Here is a 17,482-nt window from a genome sequence, read left to right on the forward strand (position 1 = left end):
CGGTTTCCTGGTGAGCAAAGCGTTAGGCACTACTGGAGTATAAATATTGAGTGAAGTATTCGAAGGGAAAGCAATTGTTTTGCTGGGAGCAATGTTTGCGGCACTGGTCGCTGGCTTCTTTGCTTTCACTAACCTTGTTGCGTCCAAAGAAAATAAAATTTCGGAGTTCAGACAGGACTGGATAAACTCACTCAGAGAATCAATTTCCTGTTACATCTCATCACTCACGTACTTATCTACTTTGTATATTCATTATTCTGCCCGCCAAGAAGAGCATCGAGATAAATTCGAAATGGCTAGGGATGTGGAGGAAGTATATGCAAAGGTCAACCAGTCGTATAACGACATAATTTTTCGAATTAACGATAGCGAAAAACGAAAAAAAGGAAAAGATTTAAATGATGCCTTCCTTACTGCGTTGAATAAGACTCGCGAGTATTATCTTAATAATAATTTGGTTGAGGCGCGTTCCGCGTGTGAACCGCTCCGAAAAGCTAGCAAACCCCTTCTAAAGCATGAGTGGAAGCGAGTAAAGGCTGGTGAGTGGAGTTATAGAATATCCAAATATTTCGCGATTCTTGTATTAGTTCTGGGACTAGCAGCAGCTCTTACTAATGCATATTTTATATGGAACGAAAAAGCTTCATCTGCTTCGAATATAACCCGAGAAATGCCTAAGGATGCAATACAGACGACTACTTATATGACGATGGATTGAGGCGTTATGAGCTACCAGCGTTGATCTTTAAACTTAGCTAGCTGGCAGCTTAGTGGCGTAGCTAAAAAGTGGGCGTACCAGAGAGCACGAACAAAATATGAACTTACTCTTCCTAGGCACCTCCGCAGGCGTGCCCACCAAGCAAAGAAACGTCTCCGGAATCGCTTTGCGAGAGAGCAGGGGGAAGGGCTGGTATCTGATCGATTGCGGTGAGGGCACCCAGCATCAGGTTTTGCACACGAAGCTGTCGTTCCATTCTTTGAAAGCCATCTTTATTACCCATGTACACGGCGACCACTGCTATGGGCTGCCGGGCATACTGGCGAGTGCGGGCATGGGGGGCCGGAAAGCACCGCTGACCATTGTGGCACCCGCAGGTATCAAGGTATGGCTGGAAGCCACCTGTGAGGCCACGCAGCTTTGCTTGCCCTTCGCCCTGGAGTTTATCGACTCTGACGAGCTGCCCAGCGTTGAGTTTGAAAGCATCGCGGTTACCACCTTCAGGCTTTCACACCGGGCGCCGTCCTATGCTTATGGGTTTACAGAGACAAAGGTCGATGCTGCCTTGGATGTGGATAAGCTAGCGCAAAAGGGTATTCCGAGAGGGCCGTTGTGGGGGCAGTTGAAGCAAGGGTTTGATGTTGAGTTCGAGGGCGAGCGGTTAAAAAGCCATGACTACCTGATCTTCAAGCACAAGCCGAGAAAAGTGGTGATCGCTGGGGACAATGACCAGCCTGACTTGTTGTTTGAGGCGTGCAAGGGCGCGCAGGTGCTGGTGCATGAAGCCACCTATACCGAAGAGATGGCACAGAAGGCCGGTGATGTGGGGCATAGCTACGCCAAGCTTGTCGCTGAGTTTGCCGAATCGGTAAAGCTGCCTAACTTGGTGCTGACGCACTTTAGCCCCCGCTACCAGATCAACCCCCAGGCGTCGCCTTCCATTGAGGACATCCGAGAGGAGGCCCAGCGCTTATATTCGGGTTCCCTTTACCTGGCGCGGGATTTTGACGAATACACTTTGGATAAAGCGGGTTACTTTTCTGAACTGGCGGGTGAATAGTCTTTTCGTATGTCGATCATTCTTGAAAGCAGCGTGCTACTCGAAAATGCATAGCTCAATTGCTTTTGCTCGCGTTCGTTCATAAAGTCATCGGTAGCGCTTTCGCCACCTGAATCCATAGAATCACGGCAACACTTTGGCTAGTGAGGTATGTGTGAGATCACCGCAGTCGGTTAAGACACTCGAAAGTCTAGGACGCGTTCGTCTTTCGGAGTCTTTTTTTATGCGAGATTTCTTATACTCCGAAATCTCCCAGATTGAAGGGATACCCAATATTCCCGACAATCCATATCTTGCGATTGAAGCTGGTAGGTTTCTTTGCGAAGAGGTTCTCGAACCTATCCAGCAGCACTTTGGCCGTATCAGTATTCGCTCCGCTTATCGATCAAGTGCCGTTAATGCCAAAGGAGCAGAAAATAAGAACCAATATAACTGCGGCAGCAACGAGCACAACTATGCTCATCACATATGGGATTTTCCTGACAAGAACGGTCACATTGGGGCAATGGCGTGTATCGTCGTTAATAAGTACGTGCCGTACTTTGAGCGGACTGGGAACTGGCAAGCACTTGCTTGGTGGGTGCATGATGCCGTGCCAGGTTATGCGTCGATGTATTTCTTTCCCAAGCTCTGTGCCTTCAACATCGGCTGGCATCAGAAACCTGAAAAATCCATACGAAGCTATATTTCGCCAAAGGGGTGTCTCACCAAACCCGGTATGTCCAATTTCGAAGGAGACCATAGTGCGGAGTATTCGGACATGCTCCGCGAGTTAGGGTTAGGTCTTTAACTTTATACACGTACCATGCTGGACGTTAACTGATTTCGGGCGCCCAGCCCGCCGATGTGTTGGTCGATGTGCTTCGTCAGGTGGCCGAGGAAAACGCTAGCCGCTAACATCCACCACCCCTTGAGTGCTTGCCGCGCAGGTCAGTCGCGGCAATAGCCTTCACCTGTTGCGACTACCAGGCAGTCTTCCTTTTCCAATAGCCACTTCATGCCGGTGGCTTCGCCGTCGCCCGCTCGAAGCAGCTGTTGGCCGCCCTCGCGGTTGAAGCGAATGCTCTCGGCGGAGGCCTGTCCTTCGAAGGTGTCGATTTGATCGGCATCCAGGCCGTAGCGCATGTGAAGGAGATAATGGCCCGGGCCTGCAGAATCGTCCTTGCTGATTTCCAGGAATAACCCTTCTACGCCAGTCCGTCGGCCGACCCATTGATCGGTCACTTGGTGGGGCTGGTTTTGCTCGGTTGTAGTATCTGAAGCGGGCGCGTTTGATGCGGAGGTGTTGCTGTTGCTACACCCGCTTATCAGCATCGTAGCGATTAGCGCTAATAATGCTTTTTTCATAGCTGGCTCCTTATCATTACTGGGTGTTGCTCAGTGTAGGACGAAATTTACTCTCATCAGTTTGAACGTATTTGGGTATATGTCGATGGGCTATGTGCTGCTGAGGTATTTTAAAAAGTTACACACCGGCTTGCTGATTATGAACAGGGGTACGCCCGGTGATTGCTTCAAACACTGCTGAATTTATTTTTGCTCGTGAGGGAATCAATGGGGTAGAGTTAAATTAATTTATGAAATCACTGTTAGTTAGATATCTTCAGGATTTCCCATGTCTTCAGACCACTGGCTTCAACGCTGGTTACCTCTTATCACTGATCGAGCTCACTGCGGGCCAGTCCTAGAGCTTGGTTGTGGTGCTGACCCATATCGCGAAGCGCTCAACGTGAAGAAGCTTGTTGCGGCCTGAAATAGCACATAGCCAGGTCATTCTCCAGGTGTCATATCCTTCGAGTCGCAGCGGTTTTGCCGCTGGTGATGGCAGGCGCTATAAGTTTCTATAGCGCTTGAGAGTGCCAAACTGTAAACGGTTTTTCCCAAAATAGACAAATTTAAATGTTACTTAATATTCCAAGTAAATCCCGGTTAAACTGCTGGTTAGTGACAACACCCTGCTCTAAATCAAAATTGTCGAAAAAGCTTGGTAAGGTAAGCGCGCCTATAACGGTTGCTGAAAAATAGGGTGCTGACGCTTGAGCGGAAGCTAAAACACTTTGTGCCCCACTTTGGCCAGGGGAGGTAGATAGCATAAGAACGGGTTTATTTTGAAATACTTTCATATCTATTCGTGATGTCCAGTCAAATAGATTTTTATAGGCTGACGAATAGGATCCGTTGTGTTCCGCGAATGACATGACAATGACATCTGCCTCACCGATAGCGTTGTAAAAAGCGTGCGCCAATGCAGGGATGCCAGACTCCTTTTCTCTCTCTTCGCTAAATATTGGCATTTCAAAGTCGTTAAGATCGATTAACGAAATATCTGCATCGCTGATTTGTTGTGCTGCATAAGAAGCCAGCTTTTTGTTAATGGAGCTTTTGCTGTTGCTAGCGCCGAAGGCAAGTACTTTCATTTTAAATCCTCTGGGTTGATTTTTCCAAGGGTGTGGTGTGGTTTGGTTTTAGTTACACGTGTTTAATAAAAATATTATCTGAAGCGATAAGCTTGAGTTGGCTTTGACGTAGGGCTATTCTGAAACCTCAACTTAGGTTGAGGTCAAGAGGGGGGTGAAAAATAAACTGATAGGCATTTTATTTGAGCTTGAAGAGCTTCCGAATCATACCCGTATCACTCTTGTTGATTGGGACAAATTGGGCTCTAGGTGGCGAGGCGAGCTAAACAGGAAGATAACGCAGTTAATTGAACTGAGAGATATGATGACAGACTGCATCGGGTGTGGTTGCCTTTCTCTTGATCGCCGCGTTTTCCGAATCGACAGAGCTGCCCACCTGGTGCTGACGCACTTTATTCCTCGTTATCAGTTCAACCCCCAGCGTTGGAACCAGTAAGCTGCTAAGCCGTGAGTAAGAGGCTTTTGCTTTCCAACGCCGTCAATGGGTTGGAAAAAGTGCACAACCGACTGGGCGGATTGCGTTTAGGTGTTGCTTGATAAAATCCAAGGCTTAGCGCAGTTTGTGCGCTGATGACCGAACCCAAGGAGGAGATCCATCATGCAGAAGGTAAGAATTGATCTAGTATCCGATGTCGCCTGCCCGTGGTGCGCGATCGGCTATCGGCGCTTGGAGCAAGCGCTAGAAATCCTTGAGGGCGAGATCGACGTTGAGCTCTTCTGGCAGCCCTTTGAACTCAACCCGGATATGCCGCCCGAGGGCGAGCCGATTTTAGAGCACTTGTGCCGCAAGTACGGTAAGGATGCTGCCAGCATGGCGCAGTCCCAGCGTGAGATTATGGCGGTGGCCGAAGAGCTTGGCTTAAATTTTCGTGGCGCCCAGGAGCGTCGGGCGAACAATACCTTCGCTGCCCACCGCGTGCTGGCGTGGGCCGCAACGCAAAATCTAGAGACGCCCCTGCAGTTAGCACTTTTCGATGCCTACTTCGGTGAGGCGAAAAACCCTTCAGACCCAGAAGTTCTGCGGGAGAAGGCCATTGAGGTCGGGCTTGACGGTGGTGTTGCCGAGGCCATCGCCCGGTCTGATCAGTACGCAGACGAAGTACGCGCGGCAGAGCAGCATTTCATGGAAGCGGGTGTAAGCGCCGTGCCGGGATTCATTCTGGATGGACGTTACCTGATTCCTGGTGCCCAGCCAGCTGACGTGCTTGTCGATGCGCTTCGCCAGGTAGCCGAAGAGAACGCTAGCCGATAATGTTTTAGCGGCTCTGGCCTGAGATGAGGATAGCTATCGTTGTCGCTGCTAAGCGAGCATGGACGCAATAATTTTGAACCTTAAATCCCAGTAACGGCGAGATTAAGCGCACCTACAATCGGGCCCCTAAAATGTGAAAGGGTACCGACGGGGGTTTTGAGGTGTTTCTCTGGTACGGATGAGACCTGCGGTGTCAGTAACAACAGCTCCTGACCGTTGAACGTTATTTCCGGCGTGAGGCCTTGCATGGCGTTGCCACTAAAAGCCGCCCGATTACCCAGTGGGATCACATTGCGTGTTGCCAGATCCGTGAGGAGGCTACTTTGGATATCCACCAGGTAGGGGGAGTGCGCCCTGCTGGTCTTGCTGGGGTTAGGGTAAACATCGAACTGAGCCGTCAAAACTCCCGAAACTCGTCACCGAAGCAGCCATGCTGCTCGACAAGTTCGTTGTAGCTTGTGATTGCAGCTCGGTTGTCTTCAACCCACTGGGAAGCCTCGCATTTTGCCAACTCTTCTCTCAATGCGCGTTCTAGTGTGGCCGAGAGGTTAATGTTCAACGCGCGAGATTTTTGAAGCAAGTCGCTGCTAACTGAAAAATTTTCGGCCTTTTTCGGTGCTGCGGTGTTAAATAGCGCGGCCATTGCAGCCCCCTGTGCCTGTCATAAGCATAGAAATAGGATATGCGCACGGTAGTGCGCACTCAAGCGGTTAACACCATAAATATTGTCAGCTGCACTTGGGCGCTGGCTTTAACCAAAAAGCCAGCGCTCACTCAGTTAGCGCAAAAACGCCCGCAGCGTATCGCTCGCTTGCTCGATGGAAACAACGCCATCCAAGTGGCCGCGATTGCCTTCCAGGGTTTCAAGCGTCACGTCGGTGCCGTCTGCTTCAATCAGCTCGGCAGTGCGGCGCACGCCTTGGGGGGCGAAGACGAGGTCGTTTTCGCTATACAGCATTAGCGTTGGTGCTTCGATGGCGGCAAGCCCTTCCTCTAACGATTCGCCATGGCCCGCCATAAAAGTTTGGTTGGCGCGCACCAGGTAGAGCAGGTGGTTGGCGTCAGAAGTGGCAGCCCGGGCAGCAGCAATGTCATCCAGCGTTTGCTCGATGGCGTAGCGGGCGTTGATATCCTCAGCCGGGTTGCGTTCTTCATCGGCCCAGTCGCGGTTGAAGGTTTCGTTGGCCCATTGCCAGTGGTTGGCGTTGAGTGTCACCAGTTTCAGCGCTTCTTTTAGGCCCTCGGTAGGCGGTTCGCCGTCGTAGTAATTACCCTCGTTCCAGTTGGCATCCAATCTAATCGGCGCTGCCCAGGCGCTCAATGTGGCCAGCAGCCAAGGGTCGGCAACGCCGCCGCCAATCACTGAGATTAGCCGCTCTACGCGATCAGGGTAGGCGCTGGCCCACTCGATGGCCTGTAGCGCGCCCATTGAGGCACCCATCACCGCATGCAGTGATTCAATCTCTTGGCTCTCTAACAGCTCGCGCTGTATCTCGACAAAGTCGCGGATGGTGACGACCGGGAAATCCATCCCCCAGGGCTCGCCGGTGTCAGGGTTGATGGAGGCGGGCCCGGTGGTGGTGACGTTGGGGTCATTGGCATTCAGGTTAACCAGCGTATCCGAGGAGATGATGTAGTACTCATCGGTATCGAGTGGCTTGCCGGGGCCAATGATGGCATCCCAGTAGCCGGTCGGCTGCCCATCTATCTCATAGCGGCCTGCCGCATGGCTGGTGCCTGAGAAGAAGTGGGTGATTAGAATGACGTTATCGCGGGCGTCGTTGAGTTCGCCGTAAGCTTCCCAACCCACCGTGACGTTGGGAATCGTCTCGCCGCCCTGGGTAGTGAAACTATCCATTTCGAAGGTCTGTTTCTCGACGACGCCATCCCAAGCCCAAAGGGGGAAGGCCATCAGCAGACCAAGGCCCGTGATTACGCAAGAGTGTCGCTGTGTACTTCGCATGAGACGTCCTTTACTGAGAAATTGTCATTGTTATTGGCCGCCAGGGGCGGCGCTTACTCAGCATAGTCAGGTTTAGCGCTTTTTATATCAAAACAGCCCACCGAGGGGGGGGCTGCTTAAGGAGGGTTTATGGTGCTAGTAGGCGTGATGGGCCAACGCCATTGAATTATCCCCTTCGCTAACCTTGAAGCGGCCCACCATGTCGGCCATATCGCCTGCCTGATCGTCGAGCGAACGGCTCGCGGTGGCCACTTGCTCGACCAGCGCCGCGTTTTGCTGGATTACTTCTTCCAACTGGGTCAACGCCTGGTTGATTTGTTCAATACCGTGTGACTGTTCGTTAGTGGCAGACGATATTTCTGACACCAGCGCGGCGGTGTGCTGCGCGCGTTCTGCAATAGTTTTTAGCGTTTCACTGGTGGACGTTACAAGGTTGCCGCCTTCCTTGATGCTTGCCACATTGTTTTCGATGAGCTTACGGATTTGCTTGGCTTCTTCTGCACTGCGGCTGGCTAGATTGCGTACTTCGGAGGCCACAACAGCGAACCCTCGACCTTGCTCTCCCGCACGCGCAGCTTCGACGGAGGCGTTCAAGGCGAGCAGGTTAGTCTGGAAGGCAATGTTGTCGATAGCTTCAACGATCGCCGTGACTTTTTCGTTGGCTCTTTCGATCTGCTCCATTGCCACGCGGGCCTGTTCGGCTATCACGTTCGCATCATTGGCCTGATTAGCCATGTCTTGTGTGGAGCGACGTGCTTCCTGGGCGGTATCTGCACTCTGTTTTACGGTCGCCGTAATCTGTTCCATGCTGGACGCCGTTTCAACCAGCGAAGCGGACTGCTCCTCTGTGCGTTGCGCGAGATCTGCATTGCCATTCGCAATCTCTTTACTGGCTAGCTCAACGGATTGAGCGCCCTGTTTGATGCCAGCCACTAACTCTTCTGTTTTACTCGTCGATTCATTGAAGGCTTGATAAAGCTGAGACAGTTCATCGCTACCAGGCACGGCTAGGCGCTGAGTGAGGTCGCCACCGCGTGTTTGGACATTTTTAAGTGCTATTTGTAAGGGCCGCGCGATACTACGGACAATCAGCACCGATAGCACAATGGCTAAAATCGCGGCTGCCAAAGACAAAACCAAGTAATACGTCAGTTCACTTACCGCTTTATCACGCAAGTTTTGAGCCGTCTCAAGCAAAACCTCGGCTGCCTTCTGTCCAACCACTGCGATTCGGTCAATGAGTGCGGTCTGCTGTTCAAACCATTGTTGGTGGTCAACGTTAAAATTGCCCGCCGTCCCTTGTTCAATGGCGATACCACGCATCTCTAACAGGTTTTGGGCAAGATCGCTTGCCAATACCCCAGCCAGCTCGTTTTGAATACTCTCATTCGCAAAACTGTTAAAACTGCTGATATACACGCTAGAACGGCCCGTTAAAGAGAGAAGGTTGGAGTGCATATCGCTAGACATGGCATCAGTACTGAACGCGGTGGTTAACATGGCGCGCTCTATGCCAGCCAGCTCTTTAATGTTCAATAAGTTGTAGTAAGCATTGAGCTGTCTGATAACTTCGCCTTGTTCGACGCTGAATGTTAATTGGCTAACAATACTAATTAAGAAGTTATTAATGCTTGTGTAGTAGCCATTAGATTGCTCACCTACTATATCCTGGCTATCAACGCGCTGGCGGTGGGTGGTTAACTCTTTTAAAAGGCTGTTGGCCTGGTTCACCTGGGCTTGAACTTCGGCATCAGCGTCAGTAAAGACTAGGCTAGCCGTATAGGTGTTGAACTCGTTGAGTCGCTTGTCAGTTTCTCGGCGCTGGTCGGGGAGTTCCGCACGGAAATTATTCCCATTGCTACCTAGAAATGCCGCTGACATTCCTCGCTCACGCTGAAGCTCATGAACCAATTCACCGGCATATTGGCTTAGCACGGTCATTTCCTGAAGGTGGCTCATTTCAGAGACAAGTTCTTTTCGTTCCAAAATACCTGCCACGGCTAACCATGTCATGGCTATCAATGGTAAGGCTAGAACTAATATAAATTTACGCCCTAATGAAACACGGTGGAGTGCCTGCAGCATTATCTTTTCTCATATAGGAAGGGGAGTCATGAAGCTTGCGGGAAGAGCCCTGTAAACCGCATGGTGGGGGAGCACCCAAGGCTCCTTTTCTACTATCGGCACCCAGGCTTGGTGCTAAAGAGTTAAAGTAAAAAAACTTCCATTAGGCTGACATGTATAAGGTTTATAAGATTGGTGCTACTCACGAGTAAGCTTGCACAGTGAATACTGCTGTTGTCTTTAACGTTTCTTGTTATAGGTTTTAGAATTCGCTAATAGTTAAAAGAATAATGAAACTCATTTTTATCCTTATGAAGAGGAATTGGTTAATAGAGTTGAAAGATGGCTGTTTTGTAGCCGCATTGCGCTAGTGCGGACGGGGATAGGTTGGATGGCTTAAGCCTTGTTGTAGAGTTGTTAAAACCGCCAAGCTGGATTATGGCGAAGCGTTTTGTGGGGCAGAGGGCATCGTGAAGGCTACAAGCGCCTCTATATCTTTCTGCAACCCTTACTGCTCGGTTCAGAGCGAAAAGCTGATGCCCTAATAGTCAGCTAAGGGCAGGGCTTAACCGTTTGGCCCTTAGCTGAATAAACGCATACTGCCCGCCATTAGCGCATTTTAAACGGATTCAACCCGTTGGCTTGTTGCATCATCATGCGTTTGGCGAACGGGAAACGCTCGGCGAGCTGCAGGCTTAAATCGCCTAACTGGCGCAGCGGTTTGGCGCCGGTAAATAGGTGGTGAAAACTATCGGTGGCGGCGATCATCGCCTGGTTAGCCGCCCGGCGCTGGCACTCAAAGCGGAGCAGGTTGAGGTAATCGCCGGGGTCGCGACCCTGAATGACAATCTCGGCAAGAGTGTCGGCGTCGTGCAGGCCAATATTTAGTCCCTGACCTGCCAGCGGGTGTACCACGTGAGCCGCGTCACCTATTAGCGCTAAACGTTTACCGATATAGCGCTTGGCGTGCTGGCGCTTAATCGGGAAGCTGGCGCGCGCGACTACCCGGGTGATATTCCCCAGGCGGCGGGGGAAGGCGCCCTCAATAGCGGTTTTTAGCGTCGCGTTATCCATCGCCTCGCGGGCACGGGTGGCGTCTTCGTGGTCGTACCACACCAGTGATGCGCGGTGGCCGGGTAGCGGCAGCATGGCAATCGGGCCGGTCGGCGTGAACACTTGCCAACTGACATCCTGCTGGGGCAGCTCTGTTTCCACGTTAATGATCATGGCGCGCTGGTGGTAATCGTAGCTCTCCACTGAAATCTGGGCCAGCTCGCGCAGGGTCGAGCGGGCGCCGTCAGCCCCAACCACCATGGGCGCGCTCAGTGTCTGACCGTTATCCAGTTCAAGCTGGCGGGCAGACGTTGCCGCAATAGTGCTCAGTGGCGCACAGTGGGTGTAACAAGTGACGCTGGGCAACTGCGCCAAGCGCTGCCAAAGGGCGTACTGCAGAGCGCGGTTTTCAATAAAAATGCCGAAGTCATCCATACCGCTATCGGCGGCGGAGAACAGCGCGTGGCCGGTGCCGTCCTGGTTGGCGACATCGATATGCCGGAAAGGGCAACTACGCTCTTCGGGGAGTGCTGTGCCGCTGGCCTTTACAAAAGCGAGCGAACGGGCGTTTAGCGACGAGATACGCAGATCATAGTCGCCGCAGGGCTCGCTTGGCTCGGCACCTTTCTCTACCAGCCCGACAGAGAAGCCCGCATGACCCACCCGCGCGGCCAGGGCGGCGCCCACCATGCCGCCACCGACAATAATAATGTCATGATCGTGCTGCATAAGAGTATCTCCTGGGTGCACAATAACCGTTGAAGGGCGCGTTGCATGGCCCGCTGTTGCTATACAGTATCGTTGAGTTCGAGCCACATTGCCTAGAGGTGAACGATTGACGCAGGCCGTGGAAATTGCAGAAAGCGTTGCCCAGGCGGGCGAGGAACTGGCTGATTTTATTCAGCGGCACCCAAAACTGTGGGTGATTACCGGTGCCGGTGTGAGTACCGATAGCGGTATTCCGGACTATCGCGATGCGGATGGCCAGTGGAAGCGGCCACCCCCGGTGCAGCATGGCGACTTCATGAGCTCTCATCACGTTCGCCAGCGTTACTGGGCCCGCGCACTGATCGGTTTCAGCGCCATGCGCGAAGCCCAAGCCAGCGGCGCGCACCGTGCGCTCGCCGCGCTGGAATCCCAGGGCTACATCCAGCAATTGGTGACCCAAAACGTTGACCGTTTGCATCAACGCGCCGGTTCCCGCCGAGTGATCGACCTGCATGGTCGGGCGGACATGGTGAAGTGCATGGTGTGCGACTATCAAATGATGCGCCACGCCATGCATGCCGAAATGGCGCGCATGAACCCAACATTTGCTGGTTTGCAGGCAGGGCACGCCCCGGATGGCGACGCTGACCTGGAAACCGACTTCAGCACCTTTCATATTTTCGATTGTCCGCGCTGCAGCGGCATCCTGAAGCCTGACGTAGTGTTTTACGGCGATGTGGTGCCCGCCGAACGGCGGCTGGCAGCGCAGGTGGCGCTGGCCGAGTCGAATGCGGTACTGGCAGTGGGCACCTCGTTAATGGTGTTTTCCGGCTACCGTTTCTGCCGCGCCGCCCATGAGCGGGGCATGCCGCTAGCATCGCTCTCCCTCGGCGTCACCCGGGCAGATGCGCTATTGACCCACCAGTGGCGGGCGCCGTTGACGCCGGTGCTCGAGAAGGCTGTTCGCTGTTTGCAACGGCGTTAACTTGACTAAAGTGCTAGGGTATTAGGTAGATATCGCCATCAACAGCGGAGCCTAACGTGCTGTCATTTGAACATCTCTATTCCACCTTACCCGAACCCCTGTGGGTTGCCACCCAGGCAACGCCTGTATCCAGCCCTGAGCTGATCGCGTTTAATGCCCCGCTGGCTCATGAGCTAGGCGCCAAAGAGATACCTGACTCCGAAACGCTGGCCCAGTGGTTTAGCGGCAACCAGCTCATGCCAGAAGCCAAGCCGGGGGCGTTAGGCTATGCAGGCCACCAGTTTGGCAACTTTGTGCCGCAACTGGGCGATGGCCGTGCGCTGCTGCTGGGTGAAGTGATCGACCAGAACGGCGTGCGCCGAGATGTGCAGCTAAAAGGCAGCGGCCGCACGCCATTTTCCCGTGGTGGCGATGGCCGTTCGCCGTTAGGGCCGGTGTTGCGTGAATATTTGGTTAGCGAGTTTATGGCCGCCATGGGCATTCCCACCACCCGCGCTCTGGCAGCGGTGACCAGCGGCGAGCGGGTGATACGGCAGATGGCTGAGCCCGGCGCGGTGTTTACCCGCGTGGCCAGCAGCCATATCCGCGTAGGAACCTTCCAATTCGCCGCCTCACGGCGAGATGAAGCATTGTTAAAAGCGTTGGCGGATCATGTCATTGAACGCCACTACCCAGTTGCCGCCAACGCCGAAGATCCTTATTTAGCACTGCTGGAAGCAGTCGTTGCCCGCCAAGCGGTGCTGATTGCACGCTGGATGAGCGTTGGGTTTATCCACGGGGTGATGAACACCGATAACTGCAGCATCGCCGGGGAGACTATCGATTACGGTCCCTGTGCCTTTATGGAGCAATTTAATCCGCAGAAGGTGTTTAGCTCCATCGATCAAGGTCGCCGCTACGCATTTGACAACCAGCCCGCCATTGCCCAGTGGAATCTTGCCCGCTTTGCCGAAACGCTACTGCCGCTGATGCGTGAAGAAGGCGAAGCGTTGGTAGAGCAGGCCACCGAGATTATTCGCCGCTTTGAGCCACTGTTTGATGCTGAACAGCGCCGTTTGCACGCCGATAAGTTGGGCCTCACGCCAGAAAGTGATCAGGCAGTGCCGCTTATGGAAGGGCTAGAAAGCCAAATGCACCAGGGGCGAATGGATATGACGGCTACCTTTGATGCGCTCACCCAATACGCTAACTCAATGAGTGATAAACACCGCGAGGCCCTGCTGGCGCTAACGACCCAGCCCAATGAGCTAACCGCGTGGCTAGATACGTGGCAGGTCGAGCAGGCAGCTAATCAAGACAGCGAGCGATTAGCCGCGATGCGCCACGCTAACCCGGTGATTATTCCCCGTAACCACCGGGTACAAGAGGTCATTGATGCCGCTTACGACGGTGATTTTGTGCCTTTCCATACCCTTCTCGCGGTGGTGACCAAGCCGTTTGATGAGTCGGTTGAAGCGCGTCGTTTGGCAGCGCCTGCGACGGAAAATGAGCAGGTGCTAAGAACCTTCTGCGGAACATAAAAAGCTAATCCCTGTGATAAACTGTGATTTTTTACAGTTAGAAGGGTAGCCGGTGCGCAAAATCATTCACTGCGACTGTGACTGCTTTTATGCAGCAGTGGAAATGCGCGATAACTCCGCGCTGCGGGATATCCCAATTGCCATTGGCGGCAGCGTCGAGCAGCGTGGGGTGGTCGCTACCTGCAACTATCCTGCCCGCGAGTTTGGCATCCATTCAGCGATGCCAATGGCCCAGGCACTCAAACGCTGCCCCCATCTCACCGTGATTCGCGGTGAGATGGCCAAATACAAAGAGGTCGCCCGCCAGGTCTTCGCCATTTATCGCGATGTAACTGAACTGATTGAACCGCTCTCCTTGGATGAAGCCTTTCTGGATGTCTCGGAGACCACCCTGCATCACGGCAGCGCGACGCTAATGGCCGAAGCGATCCGCGAACGGGTCAGCCGCGAAGTGGGGATTACTGTTTCAGCGGGCGTAGCGCCCAATAAGTTTCTGGCCAAAATCGCCAGCGACTGGAACAAACCCGACGGCCTTTGCGTAATTACGCCGGATAAGGTCGATAGCTTCGTACAACAGCTGCCGGTCAAGAAAATCCATGGGGTAGGGCCGCGCACGGCCGAAAAGTTGGCAGGGCTGGATATCCACACCTGCGCCGACCTGCGTACCCGCACGCTGACCGACCTGGTTGAGCATTTCGGCCGTTTTGGACGGCGGCTACACGAGCTAAGTTGGGGGCGGGACGAGCGCCCGGTAAAAACCCACCGTGAGCGCAAATCGGTCAGTACCGAACAGACCTACGCTCAGGATTTACCCGACCTCGACGCCTGCCGCCGTGAACTCCCCGCGCTGATCGAAGATTTAGAGCGCCGCTACGCACGGCTTGACCCACCACTGGCGGTGCGCGGGCTAATCGTCAAAGTGAAGTTTAGCGACTTTACCCAAACCACCGTCGAGCATGCCGACCCCGCGCCCAACCTTGAACAGTTTGAAACTCTGCTTAACGTCGGTTGGGCCAGGGGCGAGCGTCCCGTACGCCTGCTTGGCGTAGGGTATCGGCTGGCGGACAACAGCCAGGAGCATCAACTGTCGCTGTTTTAATTAGCCTGTTAACCCTTATGCTCATTGACGCTCATTCAGTAGCGCGTTAAAACAGATGTATGATAGGCGGCGTAAATAATCATATTTCACATTAGCCGTCTTCCTGCCTTTTTAACGCGCGAGCCTTGCCATGTCTGCTAATGCTGCCCAACGTCCCCGTTTAGTGTTTGCTCACGCCAATGGTTTTCCAGGGTTAAGCTATCGCAGCCTGTTGAATCCCCTGGCAGAGACCTTTGATCTGCACCCTCTGGATCGCCTGGGTCACCACCCTGACTACCCCGTAAACCACAACTGGGGCAATCTGGTGGATGAGCTGCTGAGCTACCTACCTGAGAGCGATACGCCGCTGCTGGGCGTGGGGCACTCGTTGGGTGGCACCTTGATGGCCATGGCCGCGGATAAACAGCCTGAGCGCTTCTGCGGGGTGATCATGCTCGACCCGCCCTTGATGCTGGGAACGGACGCCTGGGCAATGAAAGCCGCCAAGCGGTTTGGCTTTGTGGATCGGGTTACCCCTGCAGGTAAAACCCTGGGTCGGCGCACCGTGTGGCCGAGTCGCGAAGCGATGGCAAGCTCGCTGGGTCGCCGGGGGCTGTTTCGTCGCTTTACCCCGGAGGCGCTCAACGACTACATTGAAGCAGGGACGCGCTTACTGGATGACGGCAGTGCTGAACTGACCTTTGACCCGAGTATTGAGGTGGAAATTTTCCGCCATTTGCCGGATCACCTTTCGCGCCTGCCCCAACGGCTGGGCGTGCCGTTAGAGCTGGTGGCGGGCAAAGAGTCCCACTTACTGACCGCTTCACGGATAAAGCGCTTGAAGCGCAAGGGGTTAACGGTGAGCGAGGTTCCCGGTACGCATATGTTCCCGATGGAGCATCCGGACGAGACCCGTGCCGCTATTGTGGCTGCCTGGCAAAGATTATCCGTAACCAGCAGGCCCTCAAACACAGCGTGAGGAGGCGTTATGTATCTTTCCGTACAGCTTAGCTACTACCCACTGGCCGATGACTTCAAGCCGGTGGTCAAAGAGGTGGTAAAACGCCTGGAAGCGACGGGATTGGAAGTACACCCGAATCGCATGAGCACCCAGGTATTTGGCGAGTTCGACGAAGTAATGGCAGCGTTAAGCGAGGTGATGAAGTGGTCGTTTGAGACCCATGGCAAAGCGGTCTTTACGGCTAACTTTTTGGAAGGCGATCGTCGGCCTCGTTAAACCAAAACGCCGCCCAAATTGGGCGGCGTCGTATTCACGTATGCACTAACGTCAGTTAGCTTGGCGTTACACCAGTGAATCCAGGCAGGACTCAATAATATCTAGGCCTTCATTGAGCACATCATCTTGAATGGTGACGGGCATCAGGAAGCGGATGGTGTTGCCGTACATGCCGCAGGAGAGCAGGATCAAGCCCTCTTCACGGGCTTTCTTGCACAGCGCGGCAGCCAGTTCCGGGTTAGGTGTGTGGTCGGCTTTGTTCGACACTAGCTCAAATGCAGCCATGGCACCCATGTTGCGCACATGGTCGATGCAATCAAACTTGTCTGCCCACACATTGAAGCGCTTGGCCAGCTTGTCGCCCAGGGCCTGGCTCTTCTCCAGAATGTTCTCTTCTTCAAACACTTCCATGACTGCCAACGCGGCCGCACAGGCGGTGGGGCTGCCGGTGTAGGTACCGCCCAAGGAGTTAGGGCCTGAAGCGTCCATCACCTTGTCAGTACCCACGATGGCGGAGATCGGCATGCCGTCGGCCATACTCTTGGCCATGGTCATAATGTCCGGCTCAACGCCGCTATGCTCGATGGCAAACATTTTGCCAGTACGGCCAAAGCCCGACTGTACTTCATCGATGATCATCAGCATGCCGTGCTCATCGCAGATTTCGCGAACTTTGGTCAGGAAGCTAGTAGAGGCCGGGTAGAAACCGCCTTCACCAAGCACCGGCTCGAGCACGATGGCCGCGGTATCTTTCGGGTTGGCATCGGTTTTCAGCGTCATCTTCAGACCACGAATGGCCTCGTCCTCGCTAACGCCGTGGTAAGGCACCGGGTAGGGTGCACGGAACACGGTGCCCGGCATCGGGCCGAAGTCGCTCTGGTAAGGCGCCACCTTGCCGTTCATTGCCATGGTGAAGAAGGTACGGCCATGGTAGCCGCCATCGAAACAGATAACGTTGGAGCGGCCGGTGGCGGCGCGGGCGATCTTGACCGCGTTTTCCAGCGCTTCCGCACCGGAGTTGGCCAGCATGACTTTAGCATGACCACGCACCGGTACGATGTGGCTGAGCTTTTCCGCGACCTTCACGTAGCCTTCATAAGGCATGACCGTTTGGCAGGTATGCATCAGCTTATCGAGCTGGGCTTTTACCGCTGCGACTACTTTAGGGTGGCGGTGACCTACGTTGAGTACGCCAATGCCGCCCGCGAAGTCGATAAAGCGATTGCCGTCCGCGTCCCAGATTTCAGCATTTTCAGCGTGGTCAGCAAACGCCGTTGCGGGGCTAGCGGCGCCTGCAGCGACGTATTTATGTTTTAGCTCGTTCAGTTCGGCATTGCTGCTCATGGCTTACTTCCTAATTGAAGATGAATGTTCTTTCAGCATAGTACTTATAAGCATAGTGCTTAATAGCTTTGATTACATTGATG

The 17,482-nt window shown here is 53.7% G+C and carries 17 protein-coding genes and 1 pseudogene; 10 read left to right on the top strand and 8 right to left on the bottom strand.

Annotated elements, in window-relative coordinates; translation table 11 throughout:
• The first annotated feature begins 46 nt into the window (after positions 1–46).
• From SR894_RS02870 to SR894_RS02885, 4 genes and pseudogenes are all read left to right on the top strand, one after another.
• Positions 47–718, top strand: coding sequence for a hypothetical protein (locus tag SR894_RS02870; protein WP_223287918.1), 672 nt, complete (start codon positions 47–49; stop codon positions 716–718).
• A 97-nt stretch (positions 719–815) separates the two neighbouring features.
• Positions 816–1,778, top strand: a complete 963-nt coding sequence (locus SR894_RS02875; RefSeq protein WP_223287917.1) for a ribonuclease Z — start codon at positions 816–818, stop codon at positions 1,776–1,778.
• A gap of 223 nt (positions 1,779–2,001) precedes the next feature.
• Positions 2,002–2,568, top strand: a complete 567-nt coding sequence (locus SR894_RS02880) for a hypothetical protein (RefSeq protein WP_223287916.1) — start codon at positions 2,002–2,004, stop codon at positions 2,566–2,568.
• Between the two features lie 29 nt (positions 2,569–2,597).
• Positions 2,598–2,675: pseudogene (locus SR894_RS02885) on the top strand (DsbA family oxidoreductase); the annotation flags it as partial.
• 33 nt (positions 2,676–2,708) lie between these two features.
• Here SR894_RS02885 and SR894_RS02890 read toward each other — a convergent pair.
• Positions 2,709–3,125, bottom strand: a complete 417-nt coding sequence (locus SR894_RS02890; RefSeq protein WP_223287915.1) for a putative periplasmic lipoprotein — start codon at positions 3,123–3,125, stop codon at positions 2,709–2,711.
• Positions 3,126–3,673: 548 nt separating this feature from the next.
• Positions 3,674–4,195 carry an NADPH-dependent FMN reductase gene (locus SR894_RS02895; RefSeq protein ID WP_133730819.1) on the bottom strand — a complete coding sequence of 174 codons (522 nt, stop codon included), beginning with the start codon at positions 4,193–4,195 and terminating at the stop codon, positions 3,674–3,676.
• Between the two features lie 598 nt (positions 4,196–4,793).
• Here SR894_RS02895 and SR894_RS02900 point away from each other — a divergent pair.
• Positions 4,794–5,447, top strand: a complete 654-nt coding sequence (locus tag SR894_RS02900; RefSeq protein ID WP_223287914.1) for a DsbA family oxidoreductase — start codon at positions 4,794–4,796, stop codon at positions 5,445–5,447.
• An 80-nt stretch (positions 5,448–5,527) separates the two neighbouring features.
• Here the strand turns inward: SR894_RS02900 and SR894_RS02905 are convergent, their stop codons facing one another.
• The 5 genes from SR894_RS02905 to SR894_RS02925 all read right to left on the bottom strand — a co-directional run bounded on the left by SR894_RS02905 (position 5,528) and on the right by SR894_RS02925 (position 11,256).
• A complete protein-coding gene (locus tag SR894_RS02905; protein ID WP_223287913.1) occupies positions 5,528–5,848 on the bottom strand; it encodes a CcdB family protein in 321 nt (106 codons plus the stop codon).
• A complete protein-coding gene (locus SR894_RS02910) occupies positions 5,845–6,090 on the bottom strand; it encodes a type II toxin-antitoxin system CcdA family antitoxin (RefSeq protein ID WP_223287912.1) in 246 nt (81 codons plus the stop codon). The genes SR894_RS02905 and SR894_RS02910 overlap by 4 nt, the downstream gene beginning before the upstream one ends.
• A gap of 135 nt (positions 6,091–6,225) precedes the next feature.
• Complete coding sequence (locus tag SR894_RS02915; RefSeq protein ID WP_223287911.1) at positions 6,226–7,410, bottom strand: E22 family MetX-like putative esterase; 1,185 nt, start codon at positions 7,408–7,410, stop codon at positions 6,226–6,228.
• Between the two features lie 135 nt (positions 7,411–7,545).
• Positions 7,546–9,423 carry a methyl-accepting chemotaxis protein gene (locus tag SR894_RS02920; protein ID WP_246638025.1) on the bottom strand — a complete coding sequence of 626 codons (1,878 nt, stop codon included), beginning with the start codon at positions 9,421–9,423 and terminating at the stop codon, positions 7,546–7,548.
• A 660-nt stretch (positions 9,424–10,083) separates the two neighbouring features.
• A complete protein-coding gene (locus tag SR894_RS02925) occupies positions 10,084–11,256 on the bottom strand; it encodes a UbiH/UbiF/VisC/COQ6 family ubiquinone biosynthesis hydroxylase (RefSeq protein ID WP_133730812.1) in 1,173 nt (390 codons plus the stop codon).
• 106 nt (positions 11,257–11,362) lie between these two features.
• Here SR894_RS02925 and SR894_RS02930 point away from each other — a divergent pair, with 106 nt between their 5' ends.
• The 5 genes from SR894_RS02930 to SR894_RS02950 all read left to right on the top strand — a co-directional run bounded on the left by SR894_RS02930 (position 11,363) and on the right by SR894_RS02950 (position 16,055).
• The gene (locus SR894_RS02930; RefSeq protein WP_133730811.1) at positions 11,363–12,220 is read left to right on the top strand and encodes an NAD-dependent protein deacetylase; all 858 of its coding nucleotides are present in this window, start codon (positions 11,363–11,365) and stop codon (positions 12,218–12,220) included.
• 56 nt (positions 12,221–12,276) lie between these two features.
• A complete protein-coding gene (locus SR894_RS02935) occupies positions 12,277–13,740 on the top strand; it encodes a protein adenylyltransferase SelO (RefSeq protein WP_223287909.1) in 1,464 nt (487 codons plus the stop codon).
• Between the two features lie 52 nt (positions 13,741–13,792).
• Positions 13,793–14,839, top strand: a complete 1,047-nt coding sequence (gene dinB / locus SR894_RS02940; protein ID WP_223287908.1) for a DNA polymerase IV — start codon at positions 13,793–13,795, stop codon at positions 14,837–14,839.
• A gap of 130 nt (positions 14,840–14,969) precedes the next feature.
• Positions 14,970–15,797, top strand: coding sequence for an alpha/beta fold hydrolase (locus tag SR894_RS02945; RefSeq protein ID WP_133730808.1), 828 nt, complete (start codon positions 14,970–14,972; stop codon positions 15,795–15,797).
• 9 nt (positions 15,798–15,806) lie between these two features.
• On the top strand, positions 15,807–16,055 hold the full coding sequence (locus SR894_RS02950; RefSeq protein WP_133730807.1) for a YkoF family thiamine/hydroxymethylpyrimidine-binding protein: 249 nt from the start codon (positions 15,807–15,809) through the stop codon (positions 16,053–16,055).
• Positions 16,056–16,121: 66 nt separating this feature from the next.
• On the opposite strand, the gene gabT is transcribed toward SR894_RS02950, so the two are convergent.
• Positions 16,122–17,399 carry a 4-aminobutyrate--2-oxoglutarate transaminase gene (gabT, locus tag SR894_RS02955; RefSeq protein WP_133730806.1) on the bottom strand — a complete coding sequence of 426 codons (1,278 nt, stop codon included), beginning with the start codon at positions 17,397–17,399 and terminating at the stop codon, positions 16,122–16,124.
• Positions 17,400–17,482: the final 83 nt, after the last annotated feature.

The sequence above is a fragment of the Vreelandella neptunia genome (genome assembly GCF_034479615.1).
In the GTDB taxonomy this organism is placed as follows: Bacteria; Pseudomonadota; Gammaproteobacteria; order Pseudomonadales; family Halomonadaceae; genus Vreelandella; species Vreelandella neptunia.

Bases quoted from the DNA above. Each gene is read 5' to 3' on its own strand.
- SR894_RS02920 (WP_246638025.1), bottom strand. From the start codon at position 9,423: ATGACATGGTTAGCCGTGGCAGGTATTTTGGAACGAAAAGAACTTGTC.
- SR894_RS02895 (WP_133730819.1), bottom strand. From the start codon at position 4,195: ATGAAAGTACTTGCCTTCGGCGCTAGCAACAGCAAAAGCTCCATTAAC.
- SR894_RS02875 (WP_223287917.1), top strand. From the start codon at position 816: ATGAACTTACTCTTCCTAGGCACCTCCGCAGGCGTGCCCACCAAGCAA.
- SR894_RS02945 (WP_133730808.1), top strand. From the start codon at position 14,970: ATGTCTGCTAATGCTGCCCAACGTCCCCGTTTAGTGTTTGCTCACGCC.
- SR894_RS02910 (WP_223287912.1), bottom strand. From the start codon at position 6,090: ATGGCCGCGCTATTTAACACCGCAGCACCGAAAAAGGCCGAAAATTTT.
- SR894_RS02925 (WP_133730812.1), bottom strand. From the start codon at position 11,256: ATGCAGCACGATCATGACATTATTATTGTCGGTGGCGGCATGGTGGGC.
- SR894_RS02915 (WP_223287911.1), bottom strand. From the start codon at position 7,410: ATGCGAAGTACACAGCGACACTCTTGCGTAATCACGGGCCTTGGTCTG.
- SR894_RS02950 (WP_133730807.1), top strand. From the start codon at position 15,807: ATGTATCTTTCCGTACAGCTTAGCTACTACCCACTGGCCGATGACTTC.
- gabT (WP_133730806.1), bottom strand. From the start codon at position 17,399: ATGAGCAGCAATGCCGAACTGAACGAGCTAAAACATAAATACGTCGCT.
- SR894_RS02900 (WP_223287914.1), top strand. From the start codon at position 4,794: ATGCAGAAGGTAAGAATTGATCTAGTATCCGATGTCGCCTGCCCGTGG.
- SR894_RS02890 (WP_223287915.1), bottom strand. From the start codon at position 3,125: ATGAAAAAAGCATTATTAGCGCTAATCGCTACGATGCTGATAAGCGGG.
- SR894_RS02880 (WP_223287916.1), top strand. From the start codon at position 2,002: ATGCGAGATTTCTTATACTCCGAAATCTCCCAGATTGAAGGGATACCC.